The following is a 19,580-nucleotide window of genomic DNA, read 5'->3' on the forward strand; positions in this document are numbered from 1 at the left end:
AGTGCGCTGGGTTATCGCTCGCCACGGGAATATCTGCGGCAGCGGGCTTGTAATGGGTTAAGTGATAACAGATGTCTGGAAATATAGGGGCAAATCCATATATTATGTGATCTAAATCACTTTTAAGTCAGAGTGAATAATGGAACGACTAAAACGCATGTCGGTGTTTGCCAAAGTAGTTGAATTTGGCTCTTTTACTGCCGCCGCCAGACAGCTACAGATGAGCGTTTCGTCCATCAGTCAGACGGTGTCAAAACTGGAAGATGAGTTGCAGGTAAAGCTGTTAAACCGTAGCACACGCAGCATTGGCCTGACCGAAGCCGGTAGAATTTACTACCAGGGCTGCCGTCGTATGCTTCATGAAGTGCAGGATGTTCATGAGCAACTGTATGCCTTCAATAACACCCCCATCGGGACGCTACGCATTGGCTGTTCTTCAACTATGGCACAAAATGTTCTCGCCGGGCTGACAGCCAAAATGCTGAAAGAATACCCAGGTTTGAGCGTCAATCTGGTTACCGGAATTCCAGCCCCCGACCTGATTGCCGACGGTCTGGATGTGGTGATCCGCGTCGGCGCGTTGCAGGATTCCAGCCTGTTTTCCCGCCGTCTTGGCGCGATGCCAATGGTGGTGTGCGCCGCGAAAAGCTATCTCACACAATACGGCATACCGGAAAAACCCGCCGATTTAAGTAGCCATTCATGGCTTGAATACAGCGTGCGGCCCGACAATGAATTTGAACTGATTGCACCGGAAGGGATCTCGACTCGCCTGATCCCGCAAGGGAGATTTGTGACTAATGATCCGATGACGCTGGTGCGCTGGCTAACGGCGGGTGCCGGGATCGCCTACGTGCCGCTGATGTGGGTGATCAACGAGATCAATCGTGGGGAGCTGGAGATCCTGCTGCCGCGTTATCAGTCAGATCCACGCCCGGTTTATGCGTTATATACCGAAAAAGATAAGCTGCCGCTGAAGGTACAGGTCGTGATCAACTCGCTGACGGATTATTTTGTTGAGGTCGGTAAATTGTTTCAGGAGATGCACGGGCGCGGGAAAGAGAAGTAATTCATATTGTACTGTTACGTTCTACAAACCTGTGCCAACGGGTTCCCCTCACCCTAACCCCAGAGGAGCGAGGGGACCGTTCGTGCACGTAGAAAGATTAATTATCCTTCTGAAAATAATGAAATTATTACGCAGTACCGCCAACAGTCAGGTTATCAACTTTCAGCGTTGGCTGGCCCACGCCAACCGGCAAACTTTGCCCTTCTTTACCGCAGACACCCACGCCGTTATCCAGTTTCAGGTCGTTGCCAACCATCGAAATCTGCTGCATGGTTTCGATACCGGAACCAATCAACGTTGCGCCTCTCACCGGCTTCGTTACTTTACCGTTTTCAATCAGATATGCTTCTGAAGTGGAGAAAACGAATTTGCCGGAGGTGATATCCACCTGACCGCCACCAAAGTTCGGTGCATAGATACCGTACTCAACGGATTCAATAATTTCCTGCGGGGTCGATTTACCCGGCAGCATATAGGTGTTGGTCATACGCGGCATGGGCAGATGGGCGTAGGATTCACGGCGACCGTTGCCAGTCGGCGTCATCCCCATCAAACGCGCGTTGAGTTTATCCTGCATGTAGCCTTTCAGAATGCCGTTCTCAATCAGCACGTTGTACTGGCCTGGCGTACCTTCGTCATCAATCGCCACCGAACCACGGCGATCGACCATCGTGCCGTCATCAACCACGGTACACAGTTCTGAAGCCACCAGCTCCCCGACCTGCCCACTAAATACTGAAGTGCCGCGGCGGTTGAAGTCGCCTTCCAGACCGTGACCTACCGCTTCATGCAACAGCACGCCCGGCCAACCTGCGCCAAGTACTACCGGCATGGTGCCCGCTGGTGCAGCAACGGCAGAAAGATTGACCAGCGCCATACGCACTGCTTCTTTTGCCCATGTATCCGCACGGACTTCGCCGTCAAGATCGGCAAGGAAGAACTCATAACCAAAACGACCGCCACCGCCACTGGCACCGCGTTCGCGTTTGCCATCTTCTTCGACCAGAACGCTCACGGAAAGACGCACCAGCGGACGGACATCCGCCGCTAGCGTGCCGTCGGTGGCCGCAACCAGAATTAATTCATAGACACCACTGAGGCTGGCAGTCACTTCCTGTACGCGCTTGTCCGCTTCGCGAGCAACCTTATCGACGCGACGCAGGATATCCAGCTTCTCTTCACGGCTCATGCTTTGCAGCGGATCTACCGAGGTATACAACGGGCTATGCCCTACCGCGCCCAGCGTCTGTACTTTGCCATCACCACTATCACGGACGATGGTGCGCGCCGCTTGCGCACTCTGTTCCAGCGCCAGCAGGCTGATTTGGTCAGCGTAAGCAAATCCGGTTTTTTCACCGCTGATTGCACGCACGCCAACGCCCTGATCGATGTTGTAAGAACCATCTTTAATAATGCGGTCTTCTAAAACCCAGGATTCGTGATAGCTCGACTGAAAATAGAGATCGCCATAATCAAGGCGACGTTCGGCCAGTTGACCGAGGATCGCGAACAAGTCCTGATGTTTCAGGCCGTTCGCCGCTAGCAATTGTTCACTTACCAGGTTAAGACTCATCGTTTTTGCTACTCGTTAGTTACTGCAGTAGAGGATTTTTTACGGCTGCCGGATGCGGCGTGAACGCCCTATCCGACCTACGGTTATGTTCTGGCTCGTTGGCCTTTGGCAACGATTATCATATGAGATTGGGGCAATTACGCGCCCTCGTCAAATCATTGCGCTTTTTCTTTACGCGGTTGGCGCAACACTTCGTTGATTTGCGGATCGTCCAGCGGACCCGAAATGTGATAGCGCAAAATGGAGACTTTGCTCCACAGCGGCCCCAGCACTTTACTGGCTGCAAATACTGCCGCGCCAACAATGGGGTTAACCGCAAAAGCCGCAGCCACGCCCACCGTCGCAGAAATCTCTGGTGCGACAACCGCTTCCATATTCAGGTCGCGACGTACCAGATTTACCGACCCTTTCATGGCGATATCCGCCTCCAGGCCATCCACCAGCGTGTCGTCGGTGTGCATAACGCCGTCTTTAATCCACGCGGTGCTGCGAATGGAGTCAAAATAGAACCCTTCGCCAAAAGTGTCTCTGAAATCAAAACGCAGCTTACGCATCAGGGCATCAACGCTCAATAAGCGCAGCAATTGCCCGGCATGTCCGGTATTGATTTCGGTAATTTCGCCTTTACCCAGTTGAGTATGAATGATGCCATTCAACGTCGCCTCATCTGGTTGCCAGGGTGCTTTGCGCCAGTGTAAATCGTAATCCACATTAAATGACGACTGGCGTATGGGCGTCGTGACACCAAAAAATTCTGCGGCGGCATCAATTTTCTGCCCGCGCAGTTTTCCTTTCAGCGAGGTACGTTCATTCCCCGGATTATTAACCCATTCACCATCGGCAGTAAGCCGCGAGAAACCAGTATCAATCAGTCCATTGGTCAGCGTTAACGTATCGCCAGAAATGGTGAGATCACTGTCAATACGACCGAATTTTTGCCCCCAGAACCAGCACTCTGTGCATCGTATTTGTGCGTCCGGCCAGTCACGGAAGTTAATGCGCTCCGTTGTCGGGAAAGGTGATGACGGTGTTGAATCACCACGAGTTTTCGCCACGCTCGGGTTGTAATAAAGATATTTGATATTCGCCAGCCACGGCGCGTTATTACGCATCGCCAGCGTGGCATTGATTTCACGCCCCTGCGCCTCAACCAGGGTGCCATTTGCCGTCGGTTGCGAAACAATACTCAGGTTATTCCATTGCTGATTTCCCAGTGACAACATAGGCGTACGTAACGTTATGTGTTGTGGGAAACTCGCTGCACCACCGACACTCTCCGCAGCGCCTTTCTGGAACAGGGCCAGCCACTCGGCACCATTCATCGGCGGCATATTGAGTTCAACGCCACTTTGTTCCGGCAACGGCGGGAGCGTTTTACTGTCTGCCGCCCAAATAGCACGATCGAGCGTCAGCTTTTGACCAAGCAACCAGCGGCTATTGAAATGGTTATCCGCACCAGCCTGTCCGGTTAATTCAAAGCTGCTGAGATTGCCATCAACCTTAACGTTTACCGGCAGTGGTTCACCCGCAGGTTTGGCTAACGGTGAAGGTAAGTGACTGCTCACATTATTCAGATCGCCGTTCAGCTCTACGTTATAGGTCGCGCCAGCATGATAAGGCAGATCAATGCCCACTTTACCATCCCACGCCACGCTGCCACTCAATGCTTCGTTCACCGCTGCAGGCAGAACGCCGGTTTTCGCCGGTTGCCAGTTACCGTTGAGGTTTACCGCAACCTGGTAGGCTTTTGCCCCTTCTTTGGTGGAAAAATCCACGTTCAACGGCTGATTAAACCAGCTTGCTGTCAGTGGTTCACTTTGCAGATCGCCATTGATAAAGCTGAATTTACCGCTCAAATTTTTCAGGGTGCTGTCGAGTGGTTTGATAAACAGACTGTTATTACGCAGCGTCACTTCACCTTTCGCGGTTACCAGTTCGCCGTTCAGCGGGATATCAAGATGTAAGCGAGCATTCACATCGCCGTCGAGCTGGAGTTCTTGCAGGGTCGCACCCAGAGAATCTTTCAGCGGTGTCTCATCAAAGTAAGGGCCAACGGCTTTACCCGGACCTTTAATGTCAGCGTCAATCAGCAGTTTTTCTTTCGAGTAGTCAGGGATCACTGCGGTGAGATTACTCGCGCGCACGTCGCCCAGATTAACGTCATCGGTTTTCATCCATAAACCGTCGTTAATAAAGTCCAGTTCAATATCAAGGTTAGTTAATGCAGGCCAGTCCGGCTGGAAGGCAAACTTCGCGTTACGCAGCGGCACCAGCACTTCAAACTGACCTTCGTTGTGTTTATAGGGGAAGAGTTGCGGATTGCCACCATAAACCAGCGTCGCGTTATCCGCTTCACCGCCCTGAATCGCGCCACTTAAGTAATCAACTAGGTCTTTACCCATCAAGTTTTCCGGGAAATAGCGCCAGGCTTGTGAACCATCATCGGTACTGATGCCAGCCAGAATACCCAGCCAGGGTTCATCGTTAGCAGGTTGCAGGTAACGAAAACCGCCGCGCGCATGGACGGCTTTGGCTTTAACGTCAATATTACGCCCATCCAGCTGGAAACCTTTGTCATTGTTCAGCCAGCTTATAGTTGCCTGGCCGTCGGCGATTTCCAGTGGCCCACGGAATACCGTTTCGTAAGGCATCTTTGCCTGCTTCATCGACGCGGTAAGCAAACCATTTTCAACGCTGCCGGAAAGCGTCCCGGAGAAGTGTTCCGCACCCGGTAATAATTTCCATTGCTTCCAGGCCAGATCGCTCCACGATGCCTGAAAACGGGTCTTGTCTGCCGCCTGAAGCGGGATATCCAGCGCCAGAGTGTTAATCTTGCCGCTCGGTTGTGTGGAGCGCCAAACATCACCCAGTGCAGGTGAAAGTTTCGCGGCCAGCGGGCGTATGCCCTCCAGGCCTGCCAGCTCCAGATTACTGGCGCGAATCCGGAGTTCGTCACTGCGTTTATTGTCTTTGCCGCCAACGTCCTGTTCCGGTATCCAGGCCAGCGTCAATGCTCCGCTCGGCCAGGGTTTGCCGTCCATCGTGATCCGTGTATCGGGAATAGAGAACTGCCAGCCCGGATTTTCACGCGTAATATGCGCGGTCAGATTATCCACCGACAGCGTATGCGTTTGCTTCTCGCCCAACCAGCTGGCACCGCCCTGTTTCAGCCAGACGTCACCGCCGGTTACATCGCCTTTGTCGATCGTCATCCAGCCTTCAAGGGAGAACTGTGCCGTTTCCAGAGCAATATTGTCCTGCATCCATTTACCGAGCCACGGCTTCAGGTCGATGTCATCCGCCTGTAGCCAGACGCGACCATTGCTTAACAACCCCTCATCATCGCGCAAATCCATGCGCACCTGCATCACGCCGTGCTGTCCGGTAAGGCTGGAGAGGCTTACCAGGCCTTCCGCACGGTGTCGACGTGGATCGTTCAGCCAGGTGAGTTGTGGGATCGCCAGCTCGGCGCGCTGACCGGATGGCGTCAGAAAACTGACTTCACTGTCGCGGAGATCGAAATGGTCAAATTGACGAAGAAACAGATTGCTGATGTGACTGGCTTCCAGGCTATCATTACCACCACCGCTGGTGATAGGAGTGTTGGTGCGAAAGCGCAGCTGCCAGAAAGTGAGGTCGCGAAACTGCCAGCGCATATGTAACAAGCTCTGCCAGACATCCAGCGCCAGAGTAACGCGTTTAACCGAAAATTCGCCGCCATCTTTTAGTTCTGCACGGATGTCGTGTGCTTCAAGCGTCGGGCCAAAATTCTGCCAGCTGGCTGAGAGCTGACTGGCTTCTACCGGCATGCCAGTCGCGGATTCTATTTTGTTGAGGATTTCCGGACGCCAGGCGTCAAGATGCGGTAAAGCAATACGCAGGCCGCTAACCAGCAGGGCTGCGATCACAACGAGCGCGGCTCCAGTAAGCAGTAAAATCCCCGGCAATCGCCTCACCCGTCACTCCTTGTCTGCTAAAAATGTGACTCAAAAAACCTTTGCCGGATGGCGGCCCAGCATCTGTTTACATCATTACGACGTCAAACTGCTCCTGGTTATAGAGCGGTTCAATTTGTACTTTAACCTGTTTGCCAACGAAAATTTCCACTTCCGCCAGCGAGTGTGACTCTTCGCCTTTCAAGGCTTCAGCTACTGCCGGAGAAGCATAGACCAGGAAACGGTCGGAGTCGTAAGCATGGTGGACACGAACAATCTCGCGCATGATTTCATAGCATACCGTTTCCACGGTTTTCACCGTTCCGCGACCGTGGCAGGTTGGGCATTCGTTACACAGTACGTGCTCAATGCTTTCGCGGGTGCGTTTACGCGTCATCTCCACCAGCCCCAGCGCCGAAAAACCATTAACGCTGGTTTTCACCCGGTCTTTGCTCAACGCCTGCTCCAGCGAGTGCAGCACGCGGCGGCGGTGATCTTCATTATTCATATCGATGAAATCAATAATGATAATCCCACCCAGATTACGCAACCGTAACTGGCGAGCGATAGCCTGCGTCGCTTCAATATTGGTATTGAAAATGGTGTCGTCCAGATTGCGATGACCGACAAACGCTCCGGTATTGATGTCCACGGTGGTCATCGCTTCGGTCTGGTCGATAATCAGATAACCACCGGATTTCAGTTCTACTTTGCGTTCCAGCGCTCGCTGGATTTCGTTTTCGACATCAAAGAGATCGAAAATCGGCTGGCGTCCGGTGTAATGCTCCAGCTTGCTGGTCATCTCGGGAATGTACTCCGAGGTAAACTCCAGCAATGCTTCGTAAGTCAGGCGTGAGTCAACGCGAATGCGGTCCAGTTCGGCGTCGGCGAAATCACGCAGAACACGCTGCGCCAGCGCCAGTTCGCCGTACAGCTGATAACGGGTCTGCGGGCGTTTTTTACGCTCCATAACTTTGGTCCAGACGCGTTTCAGATAAGCGGCATCGGAGGCCAGTTTAGCCTCGCCAACCCCTTCCGCTGCGGTACGGATGATAAACCCGCCCTGCTCGTCGCAATACTCTGCGACCACTTTTTTCAGGCGTTCACGTTCTGATTCGCTTTCAATACGTTGGGAAACCCCAACGTGAGAAGCCCCTGGCATAAACACCAGATAGCGAGAAGGCAGCGTGATATCGGTGGTCAGGCGCGCACCTTTAGTGCCAAGCGGATCTTTCACCACCTGCACCATCAGATCTTGCCCCTGACGAACCAGTTCCGAGATGTCGCGCACCGTGAATTGCTTTTGTTCTTCACCCGCCACACATTCGGTGTGCGGCATGATATCGGATGCATGAAGAAACGCGGCTTTATCCAGCCCAATATCTACAAAAGCCGCCTGCATACCCGGAAGTACACGACTTACACGACCCTTGTAGATATTGCCTACTATTCCGCGTCGCGCCTCACGTTCAATATGAATTTCCTGCAGAATACCGCCATCAATATACGCCACTCGCGTTTCCGAAGGCGTTACGTTTACTAACAATTCAGCCGTCATGTTTATCCCTTTTCTCACGCAGTGCGTTAAAATTACTTAATAATTCATACGTTTCAACCAGCGGTAAGCCGACTACGGCGTGATAGCTGCCATTTATCTTCCTGACAAAACAGCCTCCCAGCCCCTGAATACCGTATGCACCTGCTTTATCTAACGGTTCACCGCTGGCGACATAGCCCGCGATGTCTTCGTCTGTTAACGTTCTGAAAGTCACATCGGTGACCACCAGGCAATCGAGAATGTGCTGGCTGTCGGCCAACACCACTGCCGTCATCACCTGATGGGTCTGACCCGATAATTTGCGCAACATCTGCGCCGCATGCTCTGCGTCGCGCGGTTTCTCCAGCACTTCTCCATTCAGGATAACGATAGTATCCGCACCCAGCACCGGGAGATCCTGCGCCGTTTGCGCGACACCCGCCTGTGCTTTCTCGCGTGCCAGACGCACAACATACTGCTGCGCGCTCTCCTGCGGCTGACGCTGCTCCTCAATGCCCGTAACAATACGTTCAAAGGTCACGCCAAGTTGCGCAAGTAACTCCTGACGACGCGGAGAACCGGAAGCTAAATACAGAGAAGTCATAGAAACCTTTATTGCACTGCAAACTGCTGACGGACTTTACGCATCAGCAAGAAAATCCACGGCCAGAGCACCCCATTGACTACACTACTCCAGAACACTTCCGGTCTGAAAGAGACGTTAATCACTAAAAACTCTGCCCAGAAAACAATAATATCCACCACCAGCGAAAGCAACATGACGACTAGCGCCTGCTGCCATAATGCGAGGTTGCGGAAAAGCTGGTATTTCAGCGCCACCAGGTAAGCAATGATGCTCATCGCCAATACGCGTACGCCAAGCGTCGAGCCGCTGATCAGATCCAGTATGGCACCCATCACAAAACCTGTGCCCACATTTACGCGATGGGGCAAGGCCAGGATCCAATACAACAAGATAAGTAACACCCAGTTTGGCCGGAAAACAATCAGGTTATCCGGCCAGGGCATGATTTGCAGCAACAGCGCAATGAGGAAAGAGAGCCAGATTACCCAACGTCCCTGGCTACGATAGCTCGCCACTATTGCCCTCCCGGCGCACGCGCAGGGGGTTGAGCACCACTTTGCGGCGGCGTAGCCCTTTGTGGAGAGCGATTAGCAGCAGGCGCAGTAGCTGCATTTCCTGTCGTCGGTTGCTGCGGAGTCGGCTGAGCGATCCCCGTTGCCGGTTCAGGTAACTTTGGCCCCATCGCGTCTGGCGAAGGCAATACCTGCGGCATCATCTGCATCAGACGTTCATTAGCAACACGATGCACCTCTTCCGGCGTCATCGGGTTAGCGCCGTTACGATCCGCGCCCCACAGCAGCAGCAGATAACGCAAACGTTGCAGTCCTGCAGTCGGACGCGCCTGAATCACAGTATAAGCGCGCTGGGTATCGAGTTTTACGGAAGAGACAACCGCGACCGGATAGCCTTCCGGGAAACGACCGCCCAGACCGGAGGTCACCAGCACATCACCAACACGAATATCCGTATTCGCTGGCAGATGCTCAAGCTGCAAATCATCCGTACAACCGTTACCGGCTGCAATTACGCGGATATCGTTGCGCAGCACCTGGATTGGCAGCGCGTGGGTCGCATCACAAATCAGCAGCACGCGACTGGTCAGTTTAGCGACGGCCACCACCTGACCAACAACACCTTTGTCGCTGATGACCGGCTGGCCTTCATAAACGCCATTAACGCTACCTTTATCGATAACAACTTGATCGCTATGAGGATCGTTAACCGTGGAGATAACCTGAGTCACCATTTTCTGCTCATCCTGACGCAGCGGGGAACCCAGCAGCTCGCGCAGACGCGCGTTCTCCTGTTTGTATTGTCCAAGCATCAGCAGTTCACTGTTTTTCAGCAACAGTTCCTGACGTAACGTCCGGTTTTCAAGTTCTAGTTGGTCACGCGAGGCCAGCGTCTGCGATACGCCATCCAGCAATTCACGAGGAGCATTGGAAACAAAGTAGAAAGGACTGACGGCGGTATCCATATAAGTACGGATTTGACTGAACGTCCCCAGGCGACTGTCGGCAATAATAATGCCGAGCGCCACCAGCACCGCCAGAATAAGGCGAATCTGTAGCGACGGGCCACGGCTAAAAATTGGCTTCATAAGTTATGCGTATTCTCGTATCAGACCAGGCAGGGTAAACAGACATTTCCCCTGCCTGCATCCGATTACTCTTCGCTGAACAGGTCGCCGCCGTGCATGTCGATCATTTCCAGCGCTTTGCCGCCACCGCGCGCCACACAGGTCAGCGGGTCTTCAGCAACAACGACTGGAATGCCGGTTTCTTCCATTAACAAACGGTCAAGGTTACGCAGCAGTGCGCCACCACCGGTGAGCACCATGCCGCGCTCGGAGATGTCGGAAGCCAGTTCCGGCGGGCACTGTTCCAGTGCAACCATTACCGCGCTCACAATACCGGTCAGCGGTTCCTGCAGTGCTTCGAGGATTTCGTTGGAGTTCAGGGTAAAACCGCGTGGAACACCTTCTGCCAGGTTACGGCCACGAACTTCGATTTCACGGACTTCATCGCCCGGGTAAGCCGAACCGATTTCGTGCTTGATACGTTCTGCGGTGGCTTCACCGATCAGAGAACCGTAATTACGACGCACATAGTTGATGATAGCTTCGTCGAAACGATCACCACCAATGCGCACGGAAGAGGAGTAAACCACGCCGTTCAAGGAGATAACAGCAACTTCAGTGGTACCACCACCGATATCAACCACCATAGAACCGGTCGCTTCAGAAACCGGCAGGCCAGCACCAATTGCGGCAGCCATCGGTTCTTCAATCAGGAAGACTTCACGGGCACCAGCGCCCTGCGCGGATTCACGAATTGCGCGGCGTTCAACCTGGGTCGCGCCAACCGGTACACAAACCAGAACGCGCGGGCTTGGACGCATAAAGCTGTTGCTGTGCACTTGTTTGATGAAGTGCTGGAGCATTTTTTCAGTCACGAAGAAGTCGGCGATAACGCCGTCTTTCATTGGGCGAATGGCAGCAATATTGCCCGGCGTACGGCCCAGCATCTGCTTCGCGTCATGACCTACTGCAGCTACGCTTTTCGGTGAACCGGCACGATCCTGACGAATGGCCACCACGGAAGGCTCATTCAATACGATGCCTTGTCCTTTTACATAAATGAGGGTATTCGCAGTACCCAGGTCAATGGACAAGTCATTGGAAAACATGCCACGAAATTTTTTCAACATACTAAGGGATAATCCTGAAAGCTGGGGCGGAAAAGAAAATCCGCTTACTTTACCAACCACACGCAGCAGCGACAAGGCGCAAAAATCATCTGCTACGGTGAAAATTAGTGCAGTTCGTTTCCTTTGTTACAAATCTCTGCCTGAGTCCAGAAAGGCTTAATGCATCAGCAGCATTCCTCGCCTGTTTGCAACCGCGTAAGGTCATTCATCTGCATATGTGCTGCAACAATCTGGCGAGCAGACAAGCACACTCCCATGAGACGCAGCGCGCGTTATTCTACGTGAAAACGGATTAAACGGCAGGTTAAACCGAGTATCTTTGTGAATATTTTTTCACGTTAGTATCAAGTGGCTGTGAGGACGCGAAAAAATCCCCTTGCCCGCCTGTAACACCGCGCTGAATCAGGGTCTGCCACTCGCTTCGCGAACGCACACCGGTGGCGTAAACCTGGATGCTGGTCCCGGAGCAGGCTTCCACCAGGCTTTGAACCAGCAGCTGGTTCTCCGTTCGCTTCTCAATGTTTCTGACCAGCCCCGGATGGAGCTTGAGTAACTCAACATTAAGTTCTTTGATCCAACTGGTGCTTACCAGCGTCAAACCAGCCTGGTTGACGGCTACCCGTACCCCTAAAGCATTCACTAAACGAATAACAGGTTGTAAACGACTGATATGTTGACCTACATCGGCCTCTGCAAGTTCAATAATTATGCGTTTTCGTTGTGATTTTTCACATTGCATTAACGTATCGCGCAGCCAACGCTGAAAACGCGGGCGAATCAGCGACTCAACGGTAACCTGAATCGCCAGATTTTCCTCTGGCCAGTAACGCAATAGTGGAATAAGACGGCTGATTTGCAGACGGTCATACTCTTCCGATAAGCCAAACTGCAAGACCATCGGCATATACTCCGCCGAGCTAACCTCTTCATTACCATCGAAGATGCGGCACATGAGTTCGCGATGATGAACCTGACCTTCGCGAGTAACCGCCGGTTTTTGATAAAGGCGCGGGCCGCCGCGACTGAGCATTTGCTCGATAAGCGTACGCCAGCGAACATTACCGCGTCCTTTTTCAGGCAACGAGTCATCGTAAACAGCCCAGCTATTGCCGCCCTGCAATCCCGCATTACGCGTGGCAGACTCTGCATGTTCCATTACCTGCTCGGTATCCTGACCACTACGCCAGGCGCAGATACCAATGTGGATCATATCGTCGCGATCGAGCATTTTATTGTTCGGCAAGGTATCGACGGCTTTGATTAACTGACCGGCGATGCTCTCTGCCTCTTTTAACGTCCGGTGCGGTAACAGCGCAGCAAAATCACTGCGGTGGTAACGCGCCAGCAGTGCGCCAGGGTAGCGCATCATAAATGTCGACAGCAGATTCGTCAGAGTGAAGAACTGTTCTTCAACCTGGCTGTGCCCCCAAGTATCGCTCAACATATTGAAATCCGGCAGACGAATCATCATCACGATCCCGTGGGTACCTACTTTCTCCTGATCTTCCAGTAACGTTGCTAACTGATTATCGAAAAAGAGTCGGTTATTGAGGCCGGTTTTCACGTCCTGGGCGGCATAAGAGCGGATCAGCGTATCAAGACGGCTGTGTTGTTCGCGTGCGTTCTGAATTTCACGAAGCAGCGTATCCAGCGCACTGCTGGTTCTGGGCGGCCATTCATAGATGGTTCCCAACACATTAGAGCCACGCTCACCGTTTAAGATACGAGTAGCCCGGGTTTCCAGCAATTCTTGCCCGGCAAGTTGCCGTTGTAACCAGCGTACCGCCAAGAAGAGCATAACAATGATAAAGCTAATCGCCCCCGTGAGCGGCGCGGTGGTCATCAACGAATGGAAATAGTTGCCCATCGGATCCTGATAAACCAGACGCAGCGACATCCCCGGATGCTTTATCAACGGAACGCTCAGTTCACGAAACAGATCGCTGGAGCCAACCGGACGATAACTACCATTTCTGGCCAGGGTATAAACCTGTTTATCACCATGGAGCAGGTCTACACGAACGATATCTGCCGACATCATTAATTCGGTAATTTGTGGCCTTAATGTGCTGAAGTCATTCGACACAAGGTGGGTATCAATCGCCGTCGCCACCGCCTGAACGCGATGACTAAACTTATACTGAATTGCGTTGTAGAAACTTAGCGAACAGCCCAGCAAAGTCACAAAAATTGTTAACCCGGTGAGCAGCGTAACAAAGGCCGAAAATTTCGTCGTTAATCTCATCCTTGTGTTAACTCCGATAGTGAGGAAGCGGGCATACTAGCAAATCAGATTTATCTCGCAATTTATTGCGCTTCATCGGCTTTGCTTTTCCATTAGCGAGTATAATCTTCAGAAATTATTTTCCAATCCATCATGCACATGAGGACCACTTATGCAGGCGTTACTTTTAGAACAGCAGGACGGCAAAACTCTCGCATCAGTACAGACTCTGGACGAAAGTCGCCTGCCGGAGGGCGATGTCACGGTCGATGTTCACTGGTCGAGCCTGAACTATAAAGATGCGCTGGCGATTACCGGTAAGGGAAAAATCATCCGTAATTTTCCGATGATTCCTGGGATCGATTTTGCCGGAACTGTACGCACCAGCGAAGATCCGCGTTTTCATGCCGGTCAGGAGGTGTTACTCACTGGCTGGGGCGTTGGTGAAAACCACTGGGGTGGGCTGGCGGAGCAGGCGCGAGTGAAAGGTGACTGGCTGGTTGCCATGCCGCAAGGGCTGGACGCGCGTAAAGCAATAATTATCGGTACTGCCGGTTTTACCGCCATGCTGTGTGTGATGGCGCTGGAAGATGCCGGTGTTCGCCCGCAGGACGGGGAGATTGTCGTGACGGGTGCCAGTGGTGGCGTCGGCAGTACCGCCGTGGCGCTGCTGCATAAGTTGGGTTATCAGGTCGTTGCCGTTTCCGGTCGCGAAAGTACCCATGAATATCTGAAAAGTTTAGGTGCCAGCCGTATTCTCCCTCGTGATGAGTTTGCCGAATCCCGTCCTCTGGAAAAACAAGTCTGGGCTGGGGCAATTGACACTGTTGGCGACAAAGTGCTGGCAAAAGTGCTGGCGCAAATGAATTACGGCGGCTGCGTGGCGGCCTGTGGTCTGGCGGGTGGTTTTACTCTGCCAACCACGGTCATGCCATTTATTCTGCGTAATGTCCGTTTGCAAGGGGTGGATTCAGTAATGACGCCACCAGAACGCCGCGCACAAGCCTGGCAGCGACTGGTCGCCGATTTACCGGAATCATTCTATACCCAGGCGGCAAAAGAGATATCTCTGTCAGAGGCACCGAACTTTGCCGAGGCCATCATTAATAACCAGATCCAGGGTCGCACGCTGGTGAAGGTTAACTAACCATTTAGCAAGGAATAATAAGAGAGGGAACTCATTTTGACATCATTATTCAATCGGTTAACGGGAAAAGCGGTTAGCTGGACAGCTTTCGTCGAACACCTTGGTCAGGAAGTTGTACAACATCATCCAAACTGGAAAGTCATGATTTCGACTGACCACAAATTGATGCGCATTGATACTCCTCTAAACAGCCATTATTGATACGCCTCCGTCGCCTGTTAGGTTTATGGTGCTTTGCCTGGGCGACACTACGCTTAACCTGTTACTGATTTCTGGTACCATGGGGTGAATAATCTGATTTTATTTGACTACAAATTAACCACTCGAACCTATTTAATGCTGAGAATTGTCAGTCGGTTGATTTTGCGTGCTTTAGCATTCACATCTATCCAGACGATGCAGTGAAAATTGGGTAATCCCCAGCAACCGCTGCGTAATGTCGTCTATCTTGTCGCGATCCTGGCATCCCTACATTATTTGTGGTCTGTGAAGATTATCTCATTGCAGCCCCTCATCTTCGCAGGGCTGGCTTTACAGCTTTTCACCTTACGTTATAAGAAGTTCCGTCGATGATGGCGCTAATTTCGTGAATTGTGCGGCTTGTTGCAAATTACACGGTGTTGAAGGTTATTTACATGTTAGCTGTTGATTATCTTCCCTGATAAGACCAGTATTTAGCTGCCAATTGCTACGAAATCGTTATAATGTGCGACCTCGTCCTCCCTGACGCAGTTTTTGCGCTGCGGAAAAGGTGACATTGGCGCAACGAAGGTATATTTTGTTTTTTGCCGGAGGATAGCAGCAGATCGCTGCACAATGTCCGTCAAGTCTAACATTGATACTCTGGGGCAAAATAGACCGGCGTCCCGGCCTGCTGGAATTTATCGCTATGCATACAGCTGTCGGGGCATACGCTTTACAGACGGCGGTGAAACGCCTGTCACAATCACACTAAACAAAGAGTACGGAACCCACTCATGGATATTCGTAAGATTAAAAAACTGATCGAGCTGGTTGAAGAATCAGGCATCTCCGAACTGGAAATTTCTGAAGGCGAAGAGTCAGTACGCATTAGCCGTGCAGCTCCTGCCGCAAGTTTCCCTGTGATGCAACAAGCTTACGCTGCACCAATGATGCAGCAGCCAGCTCAATCTAACGCAGCCGCTCCGGCGACCGTTCCTTCCATGGAAGCGCCAGCAGCAGCGGAAATCAGTGGTCACATCGTACGCTCCCCGATGGTTGGTACTTTCTACCGCACCCCAAGCCCGGACGCAAAAGCGTTCATCGAAGTGGGTCAGAAAGTCAACGTGGGCGATACCCTGTGCATCGTTGAAGCCATGAAAATGATGAACCAGATCGAAGCGGACAAATCCGGTACCGTGAAAGCAATTCTGGTCGAAAGTGGACAACCGGTAGAATTTGACGAGCCGCTGGTCGTCATCGAGTAACGAGGCGAACATGCTGGATAAAATTGTTATTGCCAACCGCGGCGAGATTGCATTGCGTATTCTTCGTGCCTGTAAAGAACTGGGCATCAAGACTGTCGCTGTGCACTCCAGCGCGGATCGCGATCTAAAACACGTATTACTGGCAGATGAAACGGTCTGTATTGGCCCTGCTCCGTCAGTAAAAAGTTATCTGAACATCCCGGCAATCATCAGCGCCGCTGAAATCACCGGCGCAGTAGCAATCCATCCGGGTTACGGCTTCCTCTCCGAGAACGCCAACTTTGCCGAGCAGGTTGAACGCTCCGGCTTTATCTTCATTGGCCCGAAAGCAGAAACCATTCGCCTGATGGGCGACAAAGTATCCGCAATCGCGGCGATGAAAAAAGCGGGCGTCCCTTGCGTACCGGGTTCTGACGGCCCGCTGGGCGACGATATGGATAAAAACCGTGCCATTGCTAAACGCATTGGTTATCCGGTGATTATCAAAGCCTCCGGCGGCGGCGGTGGTCGCGGTATGCGCGTAGTGCGCGGCGACGCTGAGCTGGCACAATCCATCTCCATGACCCGTGCGGAAGCGAAAGCTGCTTTCAGCAACGATATGGTTTACATGGAGAAATACCTGGAAAATCCTCGCCACGTCGAGATTCAGGTACTGGCTGACGGTCAGGGCAACGCTATCTATCTGGCGGAACGTGACTGCTCCATGCAGCGCCGCCACCAGAAAGTGGTCGAAGAAGCACCAGCACCGGGCATTACCCCGGAACTACGTCGCTACATCGGCGAACGTTGCGCTAAAGCGTGTGTTGATATCGGCTATCGCGGTGCAGGTACTTTCGAGTTCCTGTTCGAAAACGGCGAGTTCTATTTCATCGAAATGAACACCCGTATTCAGGTAGAACACCCGGTTACAGAAATGATCACCGGCGTTGACCTGATCAAAGAACAGCTGCGTATCGCTGCCGGTCAACCGCTGTCGATCAAGCAAGAAGAAGTTCACGTTCGCGGCCATGCGGTGGAATGTCGTATCAACGCCGAAGATCCGAACACCTTCCTGCCAAGCCCAGGCAAAATCACCCGTTTCCACGCACCTGGCGGTTTTGGAGTGCGTTGGGAGTCTCATATCTACGCGGGCTACACCGTACCGCCGTACTATGACTCAATGATCGGTAAGCTGATTTGCTACGGTGAAAACCGTGACGTGGCGATTGCTCGCATGAAGAATGCGCTGCAGGAGCTGATCATCGACGGTATCAAAACCAACGTTGATCTGCAGATCCGCATCATGAATGACGAGAACTTCCAGCATGGTGGCACTAACATCCACTATCTGGAGAAAAAACTCGGTCTTCAGGAAAAATAATTTGTGACGCGCGGTGTTTTCATCGCGCTTAGCAAAGAACGTAATCAACGCCGGGCCTGTTAACGCTGCCCGGCGTTTTTATTGCCGTTAGCTAACGGTAGCCTGCAATTTCCGCTTTCAACGCGCTCATTTCAGCATCGCCATCAACAACTCCCAGCTCAAAGCAGTATTTCTTTGTTTCCCCTGGCTCAATAAAGGGCAGACGCCCCTGCGCTCGTTCTTTATCACGACCGTCAGGAAAACTATTACTGACCTCCAGTCCCATAACATACTCACCCGCGCCTAAATTTTTCCACTGGATAAAGTTGGGTAGCTGCATGGTGTCGAATTTCTCGTAAATTCCCCACCCCAGTTCGGCGTTCACCAGAGCAACTTTACTCATCCCCTGACTGTCGCTATTCAACGTGAGATAGTAAACCTGCTCGTCAAAACCGGGCTGTGGGGTACAAATCTCCAGATGACTGGTTAACCCTTCCGCCGCATGCGGAGTTCGTGGCGTTATGCTTTTAGCCGACAGCAAGATTTCTGGCCTGTGGCGATAATAAAGGCCAGCCGTAATTAAAGTGATAAAGAATTTGCAGCGGCTGGCGGGTGAAACCATGATTAGTCACCTTGTCTTCAATGCGCAGCACATTTTCGCCATAACGGCAGCGAATGGTCCTTTCCAGCGTCAGATTTTCGCCGAACAGTCGCGTTTCCCGTACTTTGCCATTGATGACAAATTCAATGCCGTCGTCGGTCCGTTCTGTGCGATACCCCACCTCTTCTGCTGGAGTCGCAGACAAACGCCCGTGTAACCCCAGCGTTTCTCCTTCATCCTCACAAGGCGTGCCAATGTAGCTAAGTCCGCAGGTAGTCAGTAACCCCGCGTAAAAGCTACGTAAAAATCCGTTGCCCTGAGACTCAAAAAAAGCGGGGGCGACAATGCCGTTGGGGGTGATAAAAGAAAGCGCCGTGTCCTTGTAGCTGGCCCATGCAATATCCAGCGCGCGATCTTTTACCACCGTAAATGCCAGTCCCGCACCAGTACGGACATCAAACGCTTCTGTACCCTTTGCTCTGCCACTACGTAACTCATAGTGTTTAATTCCGGCAACCTGCGAGAGATCGCCAATCCACGACCAAATTTCGTTTTTCATTGTGCTGCTTCCTGAATGGACATGTCATGGCGCTGGATGAACGCTTCGATTTCCGCAAGGCGAGACGTTCCCTCCATTGGGCCACGTCTGGTTACCGCCAGCGCACCGCAGGCATTGGCATATTGCAGCGCTCGATGGACGTCAAACCCTAGCTGGCGGCAGGCAATCCACGCGCCACCAAAGCAGTCTCCCGCACCGGTCGGGTCAACTTCTTCCACCGGATAGCTCTCAACATGAAACTGCTCATTCGCGGAGTAGTAACTGGCACCTTGATTGCCGCGCTTCACAATCACCTCTTTAACACCTTCTTCAAGAAAACCTGCGATTGCACGCTCCGGCGTCGAATGTGGCGACAAGAGCAACACTTCGCCCTCGCTGGGCATATAGATATCCGTTAACTCAAGAACAAAGTGGAGGGCGTCACGCATTTCTGGAATATCGAGCATCTCTTTACGAATATTAGGGTCGAAAGAAAGGTAATGACTCCAACTTACTGATAGTGTTTTATGTTCAGATAATGCCCGATGACCTTGTCATGCAGCTCCACCGATTTTGAGAACGACAGTGACTTCCGTCCCAGCCTTGCCAGATGTTGTCTCAGATTCAGATTATGTCGCTCAATGCGCTGAGTGTAACGCTTGCTGATAACGTGCAGCTTTCCCTTCAGGCGTGATTCATACAGCGGCCAGCCATCCGTCATCCATACCACGACCTCAAAGGCCGACAGCAGGCTCAGAAGACGCTCCAGTGTGGTCAGAGTGCGTTCACCGAAGACGTGCGCCACAACCGTCCTCCGTATCCTGTCATACGCGTAAAACAGCCAGCGCTGACGTGATTTAGCACCGACGTAGCC

Annotated in this window: 12 protein-coding genes and 3 pseudogenes; 4 read left to right on the forward strand and 11 right to left on the reverse strand. The window is 52.3% G+C overall.

The features are described 5' to 3' along the window. The first annotated feature begins 139 nt into the window (after positions 1 to 139). Positions 140 to 1,069 carry an HTH-type transcriptional activator AaeR gene (gene aaeR / locus BGK49_RS21345; RefSeq protein ID WP_000440317.1) on the forward strand — a complete coding sequence of 310 codons (930 nt, stop codon included), beginning with the start codon at positions 140 to 142 and terminating at the stop codon, positions 1,067 to 1,069. Between the two features lie 127 nt (positions 1,070 to 1,196). Here the strand turns inward: aaeR and tldD are convergent, their stop codons facing one another. The 8 genes from tldD to csrD all read right to left on the reverse strand — a co-directional run bounded on the left by tldD (position 1,197) and on the right by csrD (position 13,654). Beyond that, positions 1,197 to 2,642, reverse strand: coding sequence for a metalloprotease TldD (tldD, locus tag BGK49_RS21350; protein ID WP_000055919.1), 1,446 nt, complete (start codon positions 2,640 to 2,642; stop codon positions 1,197 to 1,199). A gap of 155 nt (positions 2,643 to 2,797) precedes the next feature. Further along, positions 2,798 to 6,598 (reverse strand): AsmA2 domain-containing protein YhdP, encoded by a 3,801-nt coding sequence (yhdP, locus tag BGK49_RS21355; protein WP_069375833.1) that lies wholly within the window; start codon positions 6,596 to 6,598, stop codon positions 2,798 to 2,800. Positions 6,599 to 6,665: 67 nt separating this feature from the next. Further along, positions 6,666 to 8,135: a ribonuclease G gene (gene rng / locus BGK49_RS21360; RefSeq protein WP_032217320.1), complete on the reverse strand. Its 1,470-nt coding sequence runs from the start codon at positions 8,133 to 8,135 to the stop codon at positions 6,666 to 6,668. Continuing rightward, positions 8,125 to 8,718 carry a nucleoside triphosphate pyrophosphatase YhdE gene (gene yhdE, locus BGK49_RS21365; protein WP_000203098.1) on the reverse strand — a complete coding sequence of 198 codons (594 nt, stop codon included), beginning with the start codon at positions 8,716 to 8,718 and terminating at the stop codon, positions 8,125 to 8,127. The genes rng and yhdE overlap by 11 nt, the downstream gene beginning before the upstream one ends. Positions 8,719 to 8,726: 8 nt before the next feature. Continuing rightward, entirely contained in the window at positions 8,727 to 9,215 is a 489-nt protein-coding gene (gene mreD / locus BGK49_RS21370; RefSeq protein ID WP_000179409.1) for a rod shape-determining protein MreD, read from the reverse strand. Further along, positions 9,215 to 10,300: a rod shape-determining protein MreC gene (gene mreC, locus BGK49_RS21375; protein ID WP_000802524.1), complete on the reverse strand. Its 1,086-nt coding sequence runs from the start codon at positions 10,298 to 10,300 to the stop codon at positions 9,215 to 9,217. The genes mreD and mreC overlap by 1 nt, the downstream gene beginning before the upstream one ends. A 65-nt stretch (positions 10,301 to 10,365) precedes the next feature. Then, entirely contained in the window at positions 10,366 to 11,409 is a 1,044-nt protein-coding gene (gene mreB / locus BGK49_RS21380; RefSeq protein ID WP_000913396.1) for a rod shape-determining protein MreB, read from the reverse strand. 304 nt (positions 11,410 to 11,713) lie between these two features. Further along, positions 11,714 to 13,654 (reverse strand): RNase E specificity factor CsrD, encoded by a 1,941-nt coding sequence (gene csrD / locus BGK49_RS21390; RefSeq protein WP_001241441.1) that lies wholly within the window; start codon positions 13,652 to 13,654, stop codon positions 11,714 to 11,716. Between the two features lie 151 nt (positions 13,655 to 13,805). On the opposite strand from csrD, the gene acuI reads away from it, so the two are divergent. From acuI to accC, 3 genes are all read left to right on the forward strand, one after another. Beyond that, positions 13,806 to 14,780, forward strand: coding sequence for an acrylyl-CoA reductase (NADPH) (gene acuI / locus BGK49_RS21395; protein WP_001148462.1), 975 nt, complete (start codon positions 13,806 to 13,808; stop codon positions 14,778 to 14,780). A 977-nt stretch (positions 14,781 to 15,757) separates the two neighbouring features. Next, on the forward strand, positions 15,758 to 16,228 hold the full coding sequence (gene accB, locus BGK49_RS21415) for an acetyl-CoA carboxylase biotin carboxyl carrier protein (RefSeq protein WP_000354622.1): 471 nt from the start codon (positions 15,758 to 15,760) through the stop codon (positions 16,226 to 16,228). A 10-nt stretch (positions 16,229 to 16,238) separates the two neighbouring features. Next, complete coding sequence (accC, locus tag BGK49_RS21420; RefSeq protein WP_000884639.1) at positions 16,239 to 17,588, forward strand: acetyl-CoA carboxylase biotin carboxylase subunit; 1,350 nt, start codon at positions 16,239 to 16,241, stop codon at positions 17,586 to 17,588. A 91-nt stretch (positions 17,589 to 17,679) separates the two neighbouring features. Here the strand turns inward: accC and BGK49_RS21425 are convergent. The 3 pseudogenes from BGK49_RS21425 to BGK49_RS21435 form a co-directional block, all read right to left on the reverse strand. Next, positions 17,680 to 18,727, reverse strand: a pseudogene (locus BGK49_RS21425) (aldose 1-epimerase family protein). Beyond that, positions 18,724 to 19,203 (reverse strand): annotated as a pseudogene (locus BGK49_RS21430) (PfkB family carbohydrate kinase); the annotation flags it as partial. The pseudogenes BGK49_RS21425 and BGK49_RS21430, both read right to left, overlap by 4 nt. A gap of 14 nt (positions 19,204 to 19,217) precedes the next feature. Next, positions 19,218 to 19,580: pseudogene (locus BGK49_RS21435) on the reverse strand (IS1-like element IS1X2 family transposase); the annotation flags it as partial.

Origin of the sequence: Shigella sp. FC1544, from assembly GCF_001722145.1 — a bacterium.
GTDB lineage: Bacteria > Pseudomonadota > Gammaproteobacteria > Enterobacterales > Enterobacteriaceae > Escherichia > Escherichia coli.

Bases quoted from the DNA above. Each gene is read 5' to 3' on its own strand.
- yhdE (WP_000203098.1), bottom strand. From the start codon at position 8,718: ATGACTTCTCTGTATTTAGCTTCCGGTTCTCCGCGTCGTCAGGAGTTA.
- mreC (WP_000802524.1), bottom strand. From the start codon at position 10,300: ATGAAGCCAATTTTTAGCCGTGGCCCGTCGCTACAGATTCGCCTTATT.
- aaeR (WP_000440317.1), top strand. From the start codon at position 140: ATGGAACGACTAAAACGCATGTCGGTGTTTGCCAAAGTAGTTGAATTT.
- acuI (WP_001148462.1), top strand. From the start codon at position 13,806: ATGCAGGCGTTACTTTTAGAACAGCAGGACGGCAAAACTCTCGCATCA.
- tldD (WP_000055919.1), bottom strand. From the start codon at position 2,642: ATGAGTCTTAACCTGGTAAGTGAACAATTGCTAGCGGCGAACGGCCTG.
- accB (WP_000354622.1), top strand. From the start codon at position 15,758: ATGGATATTCGTAAGATTAAAAAACTGATCGAGCTGGTTGAAGAATCA.
- accC (WP_000884639.1), top strand. From the start codon at position 16,239: ATGCTGGATAAAATTGTTATTGCCAACCGCGGCGAGATTGCATTGCGT.
- rng (WP_032217320.1), bottom strand. From the start codon at position 8,135: ATGACGGCTGAATTGTTAGTAAACGTAACGCCTTCGGAAACGCGAGTG.
- csrD (WP_001241441.1), bottom strand. From the start codon at position 13,654: ATGAGATTAACGACGAAATTTTCGGCCTTTGTTACGCTGCTCACCGGG.
- mreB (WP_000913396.1), bottom strand. From the start codon at position 11,409: ATGTTGAAAAAATTTCGTGGCATGTTTTCCAATGACTTGTCCATTGAC.